Source organism: Pseudoduganella sp. GW821-FHT12E03, from assembly GCF_058807115.1.
In genome coordinates, this window is the sequence record NZ_JBXAQJ010000003.1 from 296,387 (window position 1) to 312,347 (window position 15,961).

The window sequence follows — 15,961 nt, forward strand, 5'->3', positions numbered from 1 at the left end:
CATGCAGGGCGGCTTTGTAAAAGCCGCCCTACGAGGCTGCCATGACCAAATACAAGCTGCTTGCCGCCAGCATGGCATTCGCCTTTGCCGCTTCAGCCTCCGCTGAAAAAATCGAATTCTGGACCTTCAGCATGAAGCCCAAATTCACGCCCTACTTCGAAGGCGTCGTCAAGCAATACGAAGCAACGCATCCGGGCGTGCGGATCGAGTGGATCGACTTCCCGTGGGACATCATCCAGACCAAACTGGTGACCCGCATCGTGGCTGGCACGCCGCCGGCGCTGGTCAACCTCAACGTGCCGTGGGCCGATGAACTGGCGCGCGACGGCCTGTTGACACCGGTCGATGCGCTGCTGGACGGCCACCGCGCGCAATACCTGTCCAGCACCCTGCAAGACCTGACCTTCCACGGCAAGACCTACGGCTTCCCGCTGTACAGCAATGTCGCCGTGATCGCCTATAACACCGATATTTTCAAGGCCGCCGGCATCGAACGGCCACCACGCACGCTCGATGAACAACTGGCGTTCGCGCGCCAGATTGCCCAGCGCACCGGCAAGGCGGGACTGTGCCCCGCCCTGTCCAAGATCGATGGCTTGATGATGCAGCAAGGCCTGCCCGTGCTGGCGAACGGACGCGCCGCGTTCAATACGCCAGCGCACGTGGCGTTGCTGGAAAAGCTGGCGTTGACGTACAAGGCCGGCGGCCTGCTGAAAGATGCGCTGTTCGCCGAAGACAACTTCCCTGCCGCCATCGACGCCTATAAAGGCGGCCGCCTCGGCATGCTGCTGGCGCCGCCCACCGCCGTGCGGCGCATCGAATCGGATGCGCGGGATATCTATGCGAAAACCGATGTCGCACCGGCGCCGCTGGGGCCGACCGGGATTGCCGATGGTGGCTGGCTGATCCACTTTGCCGTGCCGGCGCGGGTGGAAGCGAAACAGTTGCCCGCGATCGGCGAGTTTGCGCGCTTTCTTACCAACGACGCCAACCAGCTGGCGTTTGCCAAGCAGGCCAGTGTGTACCCGGCCGCAAGCCGCGCGGCGCAAGATCCCTTCTTTACCCGCGCCGCCGGCGCCGGCGCGGCGGAAAAAGCAGTGCCAGCCGGCGCCGTGTCGATGCCGCATGCGCGCACCATGTACGTGGCGGGCGTAGAAGATTACGATGAATTGCGGCGGGTGCTGGTCAAGGCGGTGGAAGCCGGCGTGACGGGACGCGCCGACATCAAGACCGCGCTCGACGAGGCGGCGGCCGTTTGGAACCGGAAACTTGCGGGACAAAAGCACCGGGACGCCAATGCCCGTAGGGCGGGTTTTACAAACCCGCCATTGCGTGCCTGGCCTGCGCACACCGCCATGTCCAGTATTCCGGGGGCAGGTCGTGCCAAACCGTTGTGGCCTGCAAACGCGGCGGCTTTGGAAAAGCCGCCCTACGGGATTGCCGCGCAGCCGATGGACGACGGCGCGGCGATGGCGGTGGCGCCATGAGCCGGGCCACATTGCAAGCCTGGCTGTTTCTGGCCCCGGCGCTGGTATTGCTGGCGGTGTTTTCGTTCTGGCCGGTCGGCTATGGTTCGTACCTGGCGTTCACCGATTACAGCCTGGTGCGCCCGACGTCGTTTGTCGGACTGGACAACTTCCGCTACATCTTCAACAACGACATGTTCGTCACCGGCCTGAGCAATTCGCTGGTGTTCCTGTTGATGGTGCCATTCGTGCAAGTCGGCGCATTGAGCCTGGCGGTGCTGGTCAATAACCAGTTGCCCGGCATTCGCCTGTTCCGCGCCGCGTTTTATGTGCCGGTGGTGACCACGGTATCGGTGGTCGGCATCATGTGGGGTTTCATGTTCCACGAACAGGGCACGCTGAATTACGTGCTGACCACGCTGCGCCTGGTGAATGCGCCGGTCGGCTGGCTGTCCGACGACACGCTGGCGCTGTTTTGCATCATGTTCGTCACCATGTGGCGCGGCCTGGGCTGGTACATGGTGATGTACCTGGCCGCCTTGCAGGCGGTGCCGGCCGACATGCACGAAGCGGCCATGCTCGATGGCGCCAGCCGCTGGCAGCGCTTCTGGAAGATCACCGTGCCGATGCTCAAGCCCACCATTGCCGTCTGCTCCGTGCTGTCGGTCCTGGCCGCGCTGAAGGCTTACCAGGAAGTGGACGTGCTGACCCAGGGCGGCCCGATGAATTCCACCTTCACGGCGCTGTACTACGCCTATGACCAGGGCTTGAAACACTTGAAACTGCCACGCGCACTGGCTGCCAGCATGGTGGTGTCGGTGTTCTGTATCGGCATTGCCATGCTGTGCCTGCGCTGGCTGCAACCGGGAAAAAAATGAACCACCGCGCTTCGACCGCCATGCATTACCTTGCCCTGTGCGCGATCGCACTGGTCTGCGTATTCCCCTTCTGGTGGACCGTGGTCACGGCCCTGTCCACCGAAGGCAACATCTTTGCCTTCCCGCCCACGTTCTGGCCGAAGTCGCCGTCGCTGGAGAACTTCGAAGAAGCGTTCCGCGTGATTCCCTTCTTCGCATTCTTCAAGAATTCCGTGCTGATCGCCGCCTTCACCGTGTTCTGGAAACTGGTGCTGTGCTCGATGGCGGCCTATCCGCTGGCGCGCCTGCGCTTCAAAGGACGGCAACTGGTGTTCGGTCTGATCCTCGCCACCATGGTGCTGCCGTCGGAAGTCAATTTCCTCGTCAATTTCATCACCGTCACCAAGCTGTCGCTGGTCGATACCTATGCCGGCGTGATCTTGCCGAACGTGGTGACGGCAGTGGCCATCCTGCTGCTCAAGCAAGCGTTCGAAGAAGTGCCGCAAGACTTGATCGATGCGGCGCGCGTGGACGGCGCCTCGGAATGGATCATCTTTACCCGCATCATGCTGCCGCTGGTGGCGCCGTGGCTGGCCACGGTCGGCATCCTGACGGCGGTGGAAGCATGGAATGAATATATCTGGCCCTCGATCGTGATGAGCAAGCCGGACGAATTTCCGCTGTCGGTGGGCGTGCTGTATTTGCGCGGCACCTTCGGCTCCAGCACGCGCGTCATCGCAGCAGGCACGGTGCTCACGGTGTTGCCCACGTTGGCAGCGTTCCTCTTTACTCAACGATACTTCATGCGCGGCATGGATGGAGCAGTGAAATGACACATCAGGACTTACGCAAGATCGCCGGACAATTAATCATGATCCGTTTTCCCGGCACGGAACTGGACGGCGACACCGCCGACTTCATCCGCCGCAACGGCATCCGCGGCGTCTGCCTGTTCCGCGGCAACATGGTCGATTCCGAACAATTGTCCAAGCTGACGGCCGACCTGCGCGCCATCATGGGACCGGAAGCGCTGATCGCGATCGATCAGGAAGGCGGCGCCGTGGTGCGCTCGACCTGGGTGCCGGCGCCGCCGGCCGCCATGGGCCTGGGCGCCGCCGACGATACCGACCTGTGCTTCCGCACCGGCGCCGCCGTGGCGCGCGCCGCCAGGGCGCTGGGCTTCAACTGGAATTTCGCGCCGGTGCTGGACTTGAACAACAATCCGGACAACCCGGTGATTGCGGAACGTTCCTTTGGCGCCGAACCGGTGCGCGCGACGGAACTGGCGATGGCCTGGATGGCGGGCAGCCATGCGGAAGGCGTGGCGTGCTGCGTCAAGCATTTCCCCGGCCACGGCGACACCCATGTCGATTCGCACCGCGACTTGCCGACCGTGGACAAGCCATTGGCGCAGCTGGAAAACTTTGAATTCCGTCCGTTCCGCCTGGCCGCCCCGAGCGCGCCGGCCATGATGACGGCGCACATCGTCTACCCGGCAATCGACCCGGACAACCCGGCCACCATGTCGCCGGCCATCCTCGACGGCATCTTGCGCCAGCGCTGGAACTACCAGGGCGTCATCATCACCGACGGCATGGACATGCACGCGATTGCCGGCCGCTATGGCGTCGGCAACGCCGCCGTGCGCGCACTGGCGGCGGGCGCCGACATGGTGATGGCGCTGGGCACCCGCGAAACGCAGGAGGAAACCCTGACCGCCATCGCCAACGCGCTGGCGGACCACACCCTGCCCCAGGACGGCGTCGATGCGCGCCTGGCGCGCCTGGCCGCACTGGCGCAGGAATATCCGTGCAAGGCCGGCGCATACGCGGAAGACGCGGCCGACCGCGTGATCATGGCCGAAGGCTGGCGCCGCAGCCTGACCGCGCGCGGCAATCCGCAGCGCCCGCCCCGTGGCGCCAAAGTGCGGCTGGTGGTGCGCCAGGATGTGGTGTCTGACGGCGTCTCCGAAGCCGGCGTGCCGGCCGCCAAGGTGGCCGAATCGCTGGGCCGCCTGTATGACGTGGAACTGGTTACCTTTGCCGACGCCGACACGTTTGACTGGCGCGCGCTGCCCAATGACGGCCGCTATACGATCCTGGCCTCGACCTCGCGCCTGCGCTATGGTCCCCACCCGCGCGCCACCTGGCGCCCCGACCTGCACCTGGCGCTGTGGAATCCCTACCAGGCGCTCGACATCGGCTCTCCCGCACTGATGACCTACGGCTTCGCATCGCCGGCGCTGGACGCCGTCAATGCGTGGCTGGAAGGCAGGCTGGAAGCCGCCGGCGCATGCCCGGTGCCAGGCTTTAAATAAATCCAATAAAAACCGGGAGGAATAAAACAATGGACGCCGCACGCCGCACTATGCCACTGAAGTGGATCCCTTCGCTGTACCTGGCGCAGGGCTTGCCCTACTTCGCCATCGCGCTGGTCTTTGGCCAGATGATGAAGAGCATGAACATGTCCAACGACGAGATTACGCACTGGCTGGCGTTTCTCGGTGCGGCGTGGATTTTCAAGCCATTGTGGAGCCCCTTCCTGGAACTGGCGCCCAGCAAGAAGCTGGTGATCGTCAGCCTGCAATTGCTGGGCGGCGTGTGCCTGGGACTGGTGGCGCTGGCGCTGCAATTCCCGTTCTGGCTCAGCGCCAGTATCGCAGTGCTGTTCCTGGTGTCGATCGCGTCGGCCACGCACGACATTTCATGCGACGGCTTGTACATCGCGTCGCTGTCGAAGAAAGAGCAGGCGCAATACGCCGGCTGGACCGGCACCTTTTTCAACGCGGGCCGTTTCCTGGCGCAGGGCGGCTTGCTGATGCTGGCCGGCTACCTGGAGAAAACCCAGGGCGTGACCTCGGCCTGGACCGTCATCTTCGGCATCCTGGGCCTGACCATGTGCCTGCTGGGCGGGTATAACGCGTGGGCGCTGCCGGTCAGTCCCAACGCGCGCCTGGAAGACCACACGGCGGCCGGTGTCGCGCGCACCCTGCGCGAAGTCATCATCGATTATTTCCGCAAGCCGGGGATCTGGGTCGCCATCCTGTTCATCATCCTGTTCCGCGCCGGCGAAGCCCAGGTGCAAACCATCGGCCCGCTGTTCCTGCGCGAAGCGCTCGACAAGGGTGGGTTGGGGCTGTCCACCTCCGAGGTGGGCGCGGTGTATGGCACCAGCGGCACGATTGCCTTCATCATCGGCTCGATTGCCGGCGGCTATTTCACCTCGTGGCTCAGCCTCAAGCGCGCGATCCTGTTCCTGATCCTGGCCATGAACTTGCCGAACCTGGTGTTTTATTATCTGTCGCATGCGCTGCCATCCGACCTGACCCTGATCGGCATTGCGCTCAGCGTGGAAATGTTCGGCTATGGTTTCGGCTTCGTCGGCGTGATCCTGTACATGATGCAGGTGGTGGCACCGGGCAAATACCAGACCGCCCACTACGCGTTTTCCACCGGCATCATGCAACTGGGCTTTGTGCTGTTCCGCTGGATCAGCGGCGATATCCAGGTCGCGCTGGGCTACGAACAATTCTTCCTGTGGGTGCTGCTGGCGGCGATTCCCGTCACTGTGATGTCGCAGTTGATCCCGATGGAAGCGCTGCAGCCGCAAGACCAGAATGGCAATGCCGGCGATGCGGGCGATGCGGGCAAATCCGGCGTGGCCGGCAACTCCGTGCCAGAGGCGGGCTGACCATGGCGGCTGTTTCCCTGCACAACGTCGTCAAGCGCTATGACGACAAACACACGGTGATCCACGGCGTCGACCTCGACATCCGCGATGGCGAATTCATGGTGTTTGTCGGCCCGTCCGGTTGCGGCAAATCCACCTTGCTGCGCATGATCGCGGGACTGGAATCGATTACCTCGGGCACATTACACATCGGCGGCAAACGGGCCAATGACGTTGCCCCCAGCGAGCGCGGCATCGCCATGGTGTTCCAGTCCTATGCGCTGTATCCGCACATGACCGTGTTCGACAACATGGCGTTTGCCCTGAAGCTGGCCGGGCACAAGCCGGCCGACATCCGCGCTGCGGTGGAACGGGTTGCCGCGACCTTGCAACTGACGCCGTATTTGCAGCGCAAGCCGAAAGACTTGTCCGGCGGCCAGCGCCAGCGCGTGGCCATCGGCCGCGCCATTGTGCGCAAGCCGGACGTGTTCTTGTTTGACGAACCGCTGTCCAACCTGGACGCCAGCCTGCGTGTGCAAATGCGGGTGGAACTGAGCCGCCTGCACCAGGAATTGAAGACCACCATGATCTACGTGACGCACGACCAGGTCGAAGCCATGACCCTGGGCGACCGCATCGTGGTGTTTTCCGGTGGCCGCATCGAGCAGGTCGGCACACCGCTGGAGCTGTACCACCGCCCCGCCAACCAGTTTGTGGCCGGTTTCCTGGGCTCGCCGAAAATGAATTTCCTGCCGGTGGAAGCGGTGGCCGGCGCGCCGGACTTCATCGCCGTGCGCCTGGCTGGCGGTGGCGTGGTGGAAGTGGCGGCGGCCGGCGGCGATGCGGCGCGCGGCGCGCGCTACACATTGGGCGTGCGTCCGGAACACGCGGTGCTGCTGCCGGAATCAGTGGAAGAAGCAGGCCTGCTGCCGGTGGAAGTCGGTCACGTGGAATTCCTGGGCGACCAGGCGATTGTCTATGTGCGGCTGGCCGGCATGGAAGAAATGGTGGCGGTTCGCCACCTGTCGGAACAGGCGCCGCCGGCGCCCGGCAGCCGGGCAAAATTGCGCCTGCCGCCGCAGCGCTGCCTGCTGTTTGATACAAACGGTAACACTGTTCCAGCCCCTGAACTGTCCACCTGCGCCGCTTAACAGACGTTACAATGCTGCGCACGCCACATTTCAGCATAACTGCTATTTTGTGGGACAATATCTGTTTGTTTTCGACTGAATGAAGGGTAACCTCGATGACCAAGTTCCGTTTCGCACGTACCAGCCTGCTCGCAGCCGTTCTCGGCCTGAACTTTGCGCCTGCCGTGCTTGGCCTGTCTCCGGTTTTGGCTGCTGAAGAAAAAGCGCCGGAAGCGCCAAAACAGGAAACCGTCCGTCCTGAACTGTACAAGCTGATTGACCCGAACCAGGTCAAGGAACTGATGGCCGCAAAGAACTTTGCGGAACTCAAGAATCGCATCAACCAGGGCGCCGCCCTGCCCAACCTGACCCCGTTTGAAATCTTCATCCTGAACGATGCGCGCGTGCGCGTGGGTTCGGCCAGCGAAGACACGGCGATGCTGTTGCCGGCACTGGAAGCCATGGTCGATTCCGGCCGCATGACGCCACGCGACAAGCTGAACTTCATCGAAGCGGCCGGCAATACGTACTTCCAGCAAAAGGATTACGACAAGGCCATTACCTGGTACAACCGCTACAGCACGGAATCGGGCGACGCGGCCAAGACCCGCCTGCAGATCCTGCGCTCGCTGTACCTGAAAAACGACTTCAACGCGGTCAAGGCCGAAACGAAGAAAGACATCGCGGCGCGCGAAGCGGCTGGCCAGCCGCCGACGGTCGACGAATTGAAACTGCTGCAAAGCGCGGCGGCCCAGGGCAAGGATATGGTGACGTACCTGTCCGCGCTGGAACTGTTCGTCAAGTACTACCCGACCGAAGCCAACTGGAACGAGTTGATGAACCGCACCCGCGGCAAAGATGGCTACAACATGCGCATGGACCTGGACATGCTGCGCCTGAAGAAAGCCGTGCTGCCGAAAATGGAAGGCGACGACCTGTACGACCTGGCTGACCTGGCCGTGCTGGGCGGCTTCTTCACGGAAGCCAAGGCGGCCATGGATGCCGGTTACGAACAAGGTTCGCTGGGCACCGGCCCGGACGCCGGCAAGCACAAGATCCTGCGCGACAAGGCCAACAAGGGCGCGGCTGACGATGCGAAAAACGTCGACAGCGGCATCGCTTCCGCCACCAAGGCAAAAGACGGCGTCGGCCTGGTCAACCTGGGTTACGTGTACGTGACCATGGGCCAGTACGACAAGGGCCTGGACCTGATGCAAAAAGGTATCGCCAAGGGTATCGCGAAGTTCCCGGAAGACGCCAAACTGCGCCTGGGCTATTCCTATATCCTGGCTGGCAAGAAGGATGAAGCGGCAAAAGTCCTGGCGACCGTCAACCCGGCCGATGGCCGTGGCGATCTGGCCCGCTACTGGGTGATGTGGGCTAACCGTCCGATCCCTGCTGGCGCCGCCGCAGCAGCCAAGTAATCAGCCGGGGCTTGCGCCCCGTTGAAAACCGCCACCGCGCTTGATGCCGGTGGCGGTTTTTTTATGGCCGTTGCGTCAATTCCGTAGGGCGGTTTCCGCAGGAAGCCGCCATGCATGCGCCGCCGCGACGCCGCATCACATTTTCAGCTTCAATCCCGCCCGCGTCGCCACGCCCGCCAGCCAGACCATCACCAGCGCCAGCACCGCCGCATTCAGCAATCCCATCGCCCCGCCCTGCTGCCACAGCGGCCACCAGAAGCGCGGCACATGCAGCAGCGCCGCCAGTTGCTCCCACACGTCCGGCGCGATATACGCCAGCAGCGCATTGCCACCGGCCGGCACCAGCCAGGCGCACCAGCCACGCCATCCCCGCACATCGCACAGCCAGTAAAACAGCACGAACAGCGCCAGCGTGATTCCCGCGCATACCAGTGAATACGGCGCCGTGGCGTGGATTTTACTGAGGCCATAAAAGGGCCGCAGCAGCAGGCCCGCTGCCAGCAAGACCAGCGCCAGCGCCAGCAGCGGCCAAACGGCGCGTCCCGGCGCCCCCGGAGTTTGCGCCAGCAAGATGCGTCCGGCCAGCACCCCCGCCAGCAGATTGAGCGACGTGGAACCCAGCACTTGCGGCACGTTGACGAACGCGTTGAGCACCTTGGGTACCGGCAGCCAGCCATCGGTGCCGCCCATGTATACGGCCAGCAGCAGCAAGCCACAGCCCCACAGCGCGGCATCATGTCCCCGCACAACCAGATACAGCACGCCGCACACCAGGTAGGCCCAGCCAATCATGCCAAGGATGCCCCACCAGCTGTGCTGCAAATACACGGAAGACGCCCCGTCGCCAGTCTTACCCCGGAACAGCACCAGCAGCGCCGCCATCAGTCCCGCGCCCAGCCAGAACAGCCAGCCGCGCGCCGGGCCGCCCGGTGCAGGCTGGCGCCACAACAGCAGCATCGCCGCATAAAACAGCGTGAAGTACAGGGCGCGCGGCAACAGGGCTGCCGCTTCGTCGTAGCGCCACGCTTCGGCCAGCACCACGCCCGCCACCATCAGGCTGCCCGCGCGCCACAACAGGCGCCCCAGCAACGGCAACGTCAAACCGCCCGGCGCATCGCGCCGCAACGCCAGCGGGATCGCCATGCCGGCCATGAACAGGAAGGCGGGAAACACCAGATCCGGCAAGGTGATACCGTCGGCATGGGGGCCCGCGTGTTCCAGCCAGTACGGGATGCCGGGCATGCCGGCAACATAATTCACCCAGATCATCGCCAGGATCACGAAGCCCCGGCACGCATCGAGGCTGGCCAGGCGTTGTGCCGGCATCGCTGAAAACCCCATCGCTACACCTTGATATAAATTTTGTTGCGGTCCAGCGCATACCCCGCCAGCCAGCACGCCAGCATGAACGTGACGGCAAACAGCAGCGACGCCAGTTGCGGCGGCGCCAGCGGCTCGAAGGTGGCGCCATACAGCCAGGCGTACGCGTCCTGCGCGCCAACGCGGGTGCGCACCAGCATCACCACCGCCAGTTCCGACAACAGGTAGATGAACAGCGTGTTCTTGCCGAACACTTCAAAGAAATACGTCCAGCGCCGCCCCGCACCGCCGCCGCGCATTTCCACCCCATAAATCATCAGTGCCAGCACCAGCAAGTCCAGCCCGACCGTCAACAGCACATAGGAACTGGTCCACAGTTTCTTATTGAACGGCAGCACTTCATTCCAGCACAACGCCACGGCGATACAAGCCCCACCAGCGAGCATCAGGCGCGCCAACGTTTCCCAGGCCGCGCCTTTTTCGGCAAACAAGCGCCCGGCAAAATACCCGGCCAGCACATTCACGGTGGCGGGGATCGTGCCCAGCAACCCTTCCGGATCGAAGGCCATGCCTTCGTCCTGATATAAATGCCCGGTCCCCAGCAGCCACAGGTCGAACTTCACGGCGGCGTTGCCGGCCATCGTCAGATCGCCACCCAGCACCAATACCGCCCAATACCCCAACAGCGCCAGCACGCAATACAGCCACGCCCCTGCTTCCCTGGCAAAATGCAGCAGCAGCGACGCCAGTGCAAAACACAGCGCAATGCGCTGCAAGACGCCGGGAATGCGTGTGCCGGACAGTGGAATCAGCCCCCAGTGGCCACTGCTGTCCGGCGCCACGAACGGGAACCAGAACAACAGGAAACCCAGCGCGAAGATGATGGCGCTGCGCTTGCCCACTTTGGCCAGCACCGCGCCACTGCCCAGCCCCGCATATTTGGGCAGCGTAAAACTCAGCGCATTGCCGACCACGAACAGGAACGTGGGGAACACCCAGTCGGTCGGCGTGAAGCCGTGCCACTGCGCGTGCAGCAAGGGCGCATACACGGTGCTCCAGTTGCCCGGCGTGTTCACAATGATCATCAGGGCGACGGTCATGCCACGCAGCACGTCCAACGACGGATAGCGCCGCGCACCGCCCGCCGCCTTGCCAGGCGCCCGCGGCCCTGCGCCGCCCTCCGCCGCGACACCCTCCACCACCCTCAGCGTCATGGCGCCACCGTGCCCAGCGCGCGCGCGAATGCTTGCCGGTAGGCGCCGGCCGGCACACCCGGCATCGTGCTGCAGGTGGCGTCCGCCCCGGTGACGGGCCGGGTGCACGGTGTATCGCGGTCCAGCGACCAGTAATGCAAGCCCGCCAGTTTCAGGCGGCGTGCACCCTGCGCCACGGTCTGCGCATCGCGCAAGGTGAACACGTTTTCCACCACGTCGTTCACACCGATCATGGCCGTCAATTCAATCTGTTCATAGGGCACGCCATATTTCACATGCACGTTGCGCGCCGCCTGCAGCGCGGACGCGCCCATGTCGCAGCGCGGCTTGCCCTTCACCTGGTGCACCACGCACGCTTTCTTTGCGGCCGGACCGTAATCCATCACCATCAGATTCAACGCATAGCCTTGGATGCCGGCCTTGCGCACGGCCGCCAGCACGGCTTCCGCGGTCGGGTTCAGGCTGTAATGGCTGCCATCGGATGCCGCGTGCGTGGCCACGGTAAAACTCATGCGCAAGTGCGGCCGCCGTTGTTGCGCGGTGGCGATGCGCGCCGCCAGCGACGCGATCTGTTCCGGCGTCTGATTTTCTTCAATGTCGAAATCAAAACCAAGCAGTTGCGGCGATTCATAGCGGCGTATGAAGCGCTCCATGCCGTCATCGGTGGCGCAGGTGAAGACCGCGCCCTGGCCGCCGGTGGAAATAATGTAGCCGATGCCGGCTTGCGCAAACGCCGGTACGTTGGCGTCCGCCACGGCCTGCGCCGGCTGGCCGCCCCAGTGTTCATCGCCGCATTCGCCGCTGGCAAAAGCCCAGGTCAGCGGCTGCTTGCCGAACGGCGTGCGGCCATCAGCGATGTAGGGCGTTTTCACACCGCCGGGCGCCGCGGTGATGATGTTGGTGGCGGGGTCGTTCCACATCGCCAGGTGTTTATAGGGACTGTAGACAAAGGCCGGCTGTTCGGCCGCGTTGAGTTGCGGCGACAGTGCGGCAAGAATCAGGAGCGAAGAAATTGTACGCATGGTTTTCGACAAAAAAATGGCAGGACTCCCGGGGGAAGCCCTGCCGAAATGCAGCGTCAAGCTGAAGGAAACTTACATTTTTCCGCGCACGCCCAGGAAGAACTGCTTACCATTCTTGTAGAAGGCGCGTGGCTGGTCCTTGGTCGTGGCATACGATTTCAGCAGTGGGTCATTCAAGTCCTTGCCTTCGAACGACAGCGTCAGGTTGTCACTGATGTTGTAGTTCAGGGCCAGCGAGACCGTGCCCACGGCATCCTGGTAAATCGCGCTGTTGCGATCCAGGCCGTTCAGGAATTCAGAACGGTAGCTGTAGTTCACGCGGGCGCTGAACTTGCTGTTTTCATAGAACGCGGACACGTTGTACGAATTGCGCGAGGTGCCGATCATGCTGCAGTCACCCAGGTCCGCGCAAGCCGATTTTGGCGCCTTGCCGGTTTCCTTGCCATCGGCGTACGTGTAGTTCGCGCTGGCGCCGAAGCCGTTACCCAGGTCCTGGCTGTACTGCAGTTCCACGCCTTTGACACGGGCCTTGGTGTTCAGGGCGGAGCTCATGTTGTAGGCGGTGATGGCTTTCACTGCCTGGTTGTAGAAGTTCTGGGTCGATGCGCCGAAGGTCACATACGAACCCAGGTGCATGTCGTACAGGTTCACCGCCAGCAGCGACTTCGGCATGAAGTACCACTCGACACCGGCTTCCAGGTTGTTCGAGTAGATCGGCTTCAGGTTCGGGTTACCGCCGGAACCGGAGCGGGTCAGGTCGTTCAGCGACAGCGAACCCAGTGCGCCAAAGTCAGGACGCGCCATGGTGCGGCTGGCCGAAGCACGCAGCACCACGTCTTTCGACAGGTCGGTGCGCAAGTTCACGCTTGGCAGGATGTCCTTGTAGGTGTTGGACGTGTGTACCGGCGCCCAGACGGTGTCCGGCGACGCGTTGTCGACGTCGATGTCGGTCTGCACGTAGCGCACGCCGAAGTTACCGGTGACGTTGCCCACCGCCAGGTCACCCATCGCATACACCGCGTTGGCTTTTTCGTTGATCTTGAATTCGTTCTGGTACGAGTGGCTCGCGAACGTCACGTACTTGTCGCCCCATGCCTTCATCGAATCCGGGGTGAAGGTCCATGGCTTGTCCAGCACGTTGGCCAGCGGGCTGGCCGGGTAGTTGGTCATGCCGGTCGGACGGTTGGCCAGTTGCGAACCGGCCGCCGCCACGTCGCCGCGCACCGAGCTCAGGGCGCGGTCGTGCTTGGCGGTACGGAAGCCGAAGCGCACAGTCGGGATGGCGTCCCATGGCGTTTTCCAGTTGCCGTCAACCTGGCCATAGGTTTCCTTGTCGTTGGCCGTGGTGTCCGAGGCCCAGCCGCCGAAGAAGTCGGCGCCGGTGCGCGGGTTGAAGGTGCCGGCATTGTCGATGGTGACGTTGGCAGGCGCATCCAGGCCGTGCATGGTCATGGAAGCGCCCGAGTAGGCCAGCCACGCCTCATAGCCATAGTCGCGGGCATAGCCGGTGCCGCGGGTCGAACCGATCTGGCCGGTGAACGACAGCGCTTCATTGGCGCGGTATTTCCAGTCCAGGTTCACGAATTTCGAATCGCTGTACGAACCCGGACGGGCAATCACGTCCTGTACCGACGGGCCCATGTTCGAGCAATCGGCCACCGGGCAGGTCGACGGCAAGGTGATCGAGGTGATCTGGTTGCCGGTCACGGTCCATTTCGATGGCACCACGCCGCCCACGCCGGACCAGTTGTTGGTCAGCGCCTGGTAAGGCGAGAACATGAAGTTGGCGTTGATGTTGTCCGCGTTCAGGCGGGTGTACAGGCCGCTGACGTCGAAGGTGAAGTCATTGTTGACTTTCACTTGCACGTCGACCATGCCGCCTTTACGCTCACGCTCTTGCTGGAACAGCGCGGAACCGGTCAGCATCGACAGGTATTTGCCGTTCACTTCCGGGTTGGCTTTGACCCAGGCCGGCGCCATGCCGTCGGACAGCTTGTCCCACCACAGGAATTCCTGGCCCAGGCGGCGCAGCGAACGTTTTTCATTGAAGGCCTGCACCAGGACGCCCAGGTTGCCTTCGTCGTTTTTCCAGTTGACCAGGCCCGACACTTGCGCATCGGTCTTCTTGGCCGCGTCGCCGTAGGCGGCTTCCACGGAACCCATCACGGTCAGGTTTTTCTTGAAGCTCAGTGGCTTGCGGGTTTCGATATCGACCGAACCGGCGGCGCCGCCTTCGGTCAGGTTGGCCTGCGAGCTCTTATGCACCGTGACACGGCCGATCAGTTCGGACGGGAACATCGAATACGACACCGAGCGGCCGCCACTGGTGATGTTGGAGACATACCAGTCGCCGGACGACACGGTGTGGCCGTTCAGGGTGGTCAGGGTCAGGTTGGAAGGCGTGCCTTTCAGGCTGACGCGGTCGTTTTCACCGAAGCCGCCTTCGGCGCCGCCGGCGGTTGCCACCGACACGCCCGGTACGCGCTGCAGCGAATCGGCCACGCTCTTGTCCGGCATCTTGCCCACGTCTTCCGCCGTGATGACTTCCACCAGCGATTCCGCGTTGCGCTTCTGGTTGATCGATTGCGCCAGTGCTGCGCGCACGCCGGTCACGACCACGACGTTCTCAGGTGCTTGTTTGGCGTCTTGTGCGTGCGCCGTCAGCACGGTGCTGGTGATCAGGATAGCGACCGCGCTGGCGATCGGCGTCAGATTACGTTTCATGTACTCCCCCTTGTGTGGGCTCACTAGGTAAGCCCGGTCAGATTAACGAGATCCATATTTCCGGCCGCCGCGCTCCCCGCAACGTCCTGCAGATCTTCTTTACAACCACTAACAAAACCAATTGAACGCCAATATACCGCGAACTAATACCAGAACACTACCAGTTTCCGTATTTATTTCGCATGTTGTAGTACCAACACAGACCACTTTGACATCGTTTTCAATAAGTTAGCGCTACCTCCCTCTAGGCGGTAGTCAGGTGGCATGCGAACCGCTTTGTTGCGGTCTTTTTTTGGTATTATCGATCAATAAAAAAACACTGCGTTCGGCACCACCTTGAAGGCGCCGCAAATGAGACCACCACATGACCACCACGCTTGCTCAGATCATGCAGCACCTGGCGGAAACCAGCAGCCAGCCCCTGTACCAGCAATTGCAGCGCGCGCTGCGTGAAGCAATCGACAAGCGGATTTTCGCGCCGGACGAAGCGCTGCCGGCCGAGCGCCAGTTGGCGGCCGACCTGTCGGTTTCCCGGATCACGGTGCGCAAAGCCATTGATGGCCTGGTCGATGAAGGCTTGCTGGTGCGCCGCGCCGGCTCCGGCAATTTCATCAATACCCGCATAGAAAAAAACTTCGCCAAGCTGACCTCGTTTTCCGAAGACATGCGGGCGCGCGGACGGACGCCACGCAGTGTCTGGCTGAAACGGGCGGAAGGTACCGTCACGCCGGAAGAAGCGTTGCGGCTGCGGCTGTCGCCGGGGGCGCCGGTGTGGCGCTTCCACCGCATCCGCTATGCCGATGAAATCCCGATGTGCATTGAATACGCGACCATCGTGGCGTCCGCGCTGCCCTCACTCGATGCGGTCGGCGTGTCGATGTATGAAGCGCTGGAACATGCGGGCAAGCGCCCGGTGCGCGCGCTGCAGCGCCTGTCGGCGCTGCTGTTGAACGCGGAACAGGCCAAGCTGCTGCAGGCCAAGGAAGGCGACGCGGGACTGGCGGTCGAGCGGCTGGGCTTTTTGCGCGACGGCCAGGCGGTGGAGTTTTGCCGCTCGATTTTCAGGGGCGATATGTATGATTTCGTGGCGGAACTGTCCACACCTTAATATCGCCTGATGCCGCCTGATGCCGCC

The 15,961-nt window shown here is 62.9% G+C and carries 12 protein-coding genes; 8 read left to right on the forward strand and 4 right to left on the reverse strand.

Features of this window, described 5'->3' with window-relative positions:
* The first annotated feature begins 41 nt into the window (after positions 1 to 41).
* The 7 genes from AC1RRC_RS09170 (at position 42) to AC1RRC_RS09200 (ending at position 8,546) form a co-directional block, all read left to right on the forward strand.
* Positions 42 to 1,487 carry an ABC transporter substrate-binding protein gene (locus AC1RRC_RS09170; RefSeq protein WP_493054981.1) on the forward strand — a complete coding sequence of 482 codons (1,446 nt, stop codon included), beginning with the start codon at positions 42 to 44 and terminating at the stop codon, positions 1,485 to 1,487.
* On the forward strand, positions 1,484 to 2,344 hold the full coding sequence (locus tag AC1RRC_RS09175) for a carbohydrate ABC transporter permease (RefSeq protein ID WP_493054982.1): 861 nt from the start codon (positions 1,484 to 1,486) through the stop codon (positions 2,342 to 2,344). The genes AC1RRC_RS09170 and AC1RRC_RS09175 overlap by 4 nt, the downstream gene beginning before the upstream one ends.
* Complete coding sequence (locus tag AC1RRC_RS09180) at positions 2,341 to 3,156, forward strand: carbohydrate ABC transporter permease (protein WP_493054983.1); 816 nt, start codon at positions 2,341 to 2,343, stop codon at positions 3,154 to 3,156. The genes AC1RRC_RS09175 and AC1RRC_RS09180 overlap by 4 nt, the downstream gene beginning before the upstream one ends.
* Positions 3,153 to 4,640 (forward strand): beta-N-acetylhexosaminidase, encoded by a 1,488-nt coding sequence (nagZ, locus tag AC1RRC_RS09185; RefSeq protein WP_493054984.1) that lies wholly within the window; start codon positions 3,153 to 3,155, stop codon positions 4,638 to 4,640. Before AC1RRC_RS09180 ends, nagZ begins: the two co-directional genes overlap by 4 nt.
* Positions 4,641 to 4,669: 29 nt before the next feature.
* Entirely contained in the window at positions 4,670 to 6,013 is a 1,344-nt protein-coding gene (locus tag AC1RRC_RS09190) for an MFS transporter (RefSeq protein ID WP_493054985.1), read from the forward strand.
* A 2-nt stretch (positions 6,014 to 6,015) separates the two neighbouring features.
* The gene (locus tag AC1RRC_RS09195; RefSeq protein ID WP_493054986.1) at positions 6,016 to 7,143 is read left to right on the forward strand and encodes an ABC transporter ATP-binding protein; all 1,128 of its coding nucleotides are present in this window, start codon (positions 6,016 to 6,018) and stop codon (positions 7,141 to 7,143) included.
* Positions 7,144 to 7,238: 95 nt separating this feature from the next.
* Positions 7,239 to 8,546, forward strand: coding sequence for a tetratricopeptide repeat protein (locus AC1RRC_RS09200; protein WP_493054987.1), 1,308 nt, complete (start codon positions 7,239 to 7,241; stop codon positions 8,544 to 8,546).
* A 135-nt stretch (positions 8,547 to 8,681) separates the two neighbouring features.
* Here AC1RRC_RS09200 and AC1RRC_RS09205 read toward each other — a convergent pair whose 3' ends face one another.
* From AC1RRC_RS09205 to AC1RRC_RS09220, 4 genes are all read right to left on the reverse strand, one after another.
* A complete protein-coding gene (locus AC1RRC_RS09205) occupies positions 8,682 to 9,872 on the reverse strand; it encodes a DUF5009 domain-containing protein (RefSeq protein WP_493054988.1) in 1,191 nt (396 codons plus the stop codon).
* Between the two features lie 17 nt (positions 9,873 to 9,889).
* Positions 9,890 to 11,080: an acyltransferase family protein gene (locus tag AC1RRC_RS09210; protein ID WP_493054989.1), complete on the reverse strand. Its 1,191-nt coding sequence runs from the start codon at positions 11,078 to 11,080 to the stop codon at positions 9,890 to 9,892.
* Complete coding sequence (locus tag AC1RRC_RS09215) at positions 11,077 to 12,102, reverse strand: glycoside hydrolase family 18 protein (RefSeq protein ID WP_493054990.1); 1,026 nt, start codon at positions 12,100 to 12,102, stop codon at positions 11,077 to 11,079. Before AC1RRC_RS09215 ends, AC1RRC_RS09210 begins: the two co-directional genes overlap by 4 nt.
* A gap of 72 nt (positions 12,103 to 12,174) precedes the next feature.
* The gene (locus AC1RRC_RS09220; RefSeq protein WP_493054991.1) at positions 12,175 to 14,826 is read right to left on the reverse strand and encodes a TonB-dependent receptor; all 2,652 of its coding nucleotides are present in this window, start codon (positions 14,824 to 14,826) and stop codon (positions 12,175 to 12,177) included.
* Between the two features lie 364 nt (positions 14,827 to 15,190).
* On the opposite strand from AC1RRC_RS09220, the gene AC1RRC_RS09225 reads away from it, so the two are divergent.
* Positions 15,191 to 15,934 carry a GntR family transcriptional regulator gene (locus tag AC1RRC_RS09225; protein WP_493054992.1) on the forward strand — a complete coding sequence of 248 codons (744 nt, stop codon included), beginning with the start codon at positions 15,191 to 15,193 and terminating at the stop codon, positions 15,932 to 15,934.
* Positions 15,935 to 15,961 lie beyond the last annotated feature (27 nt).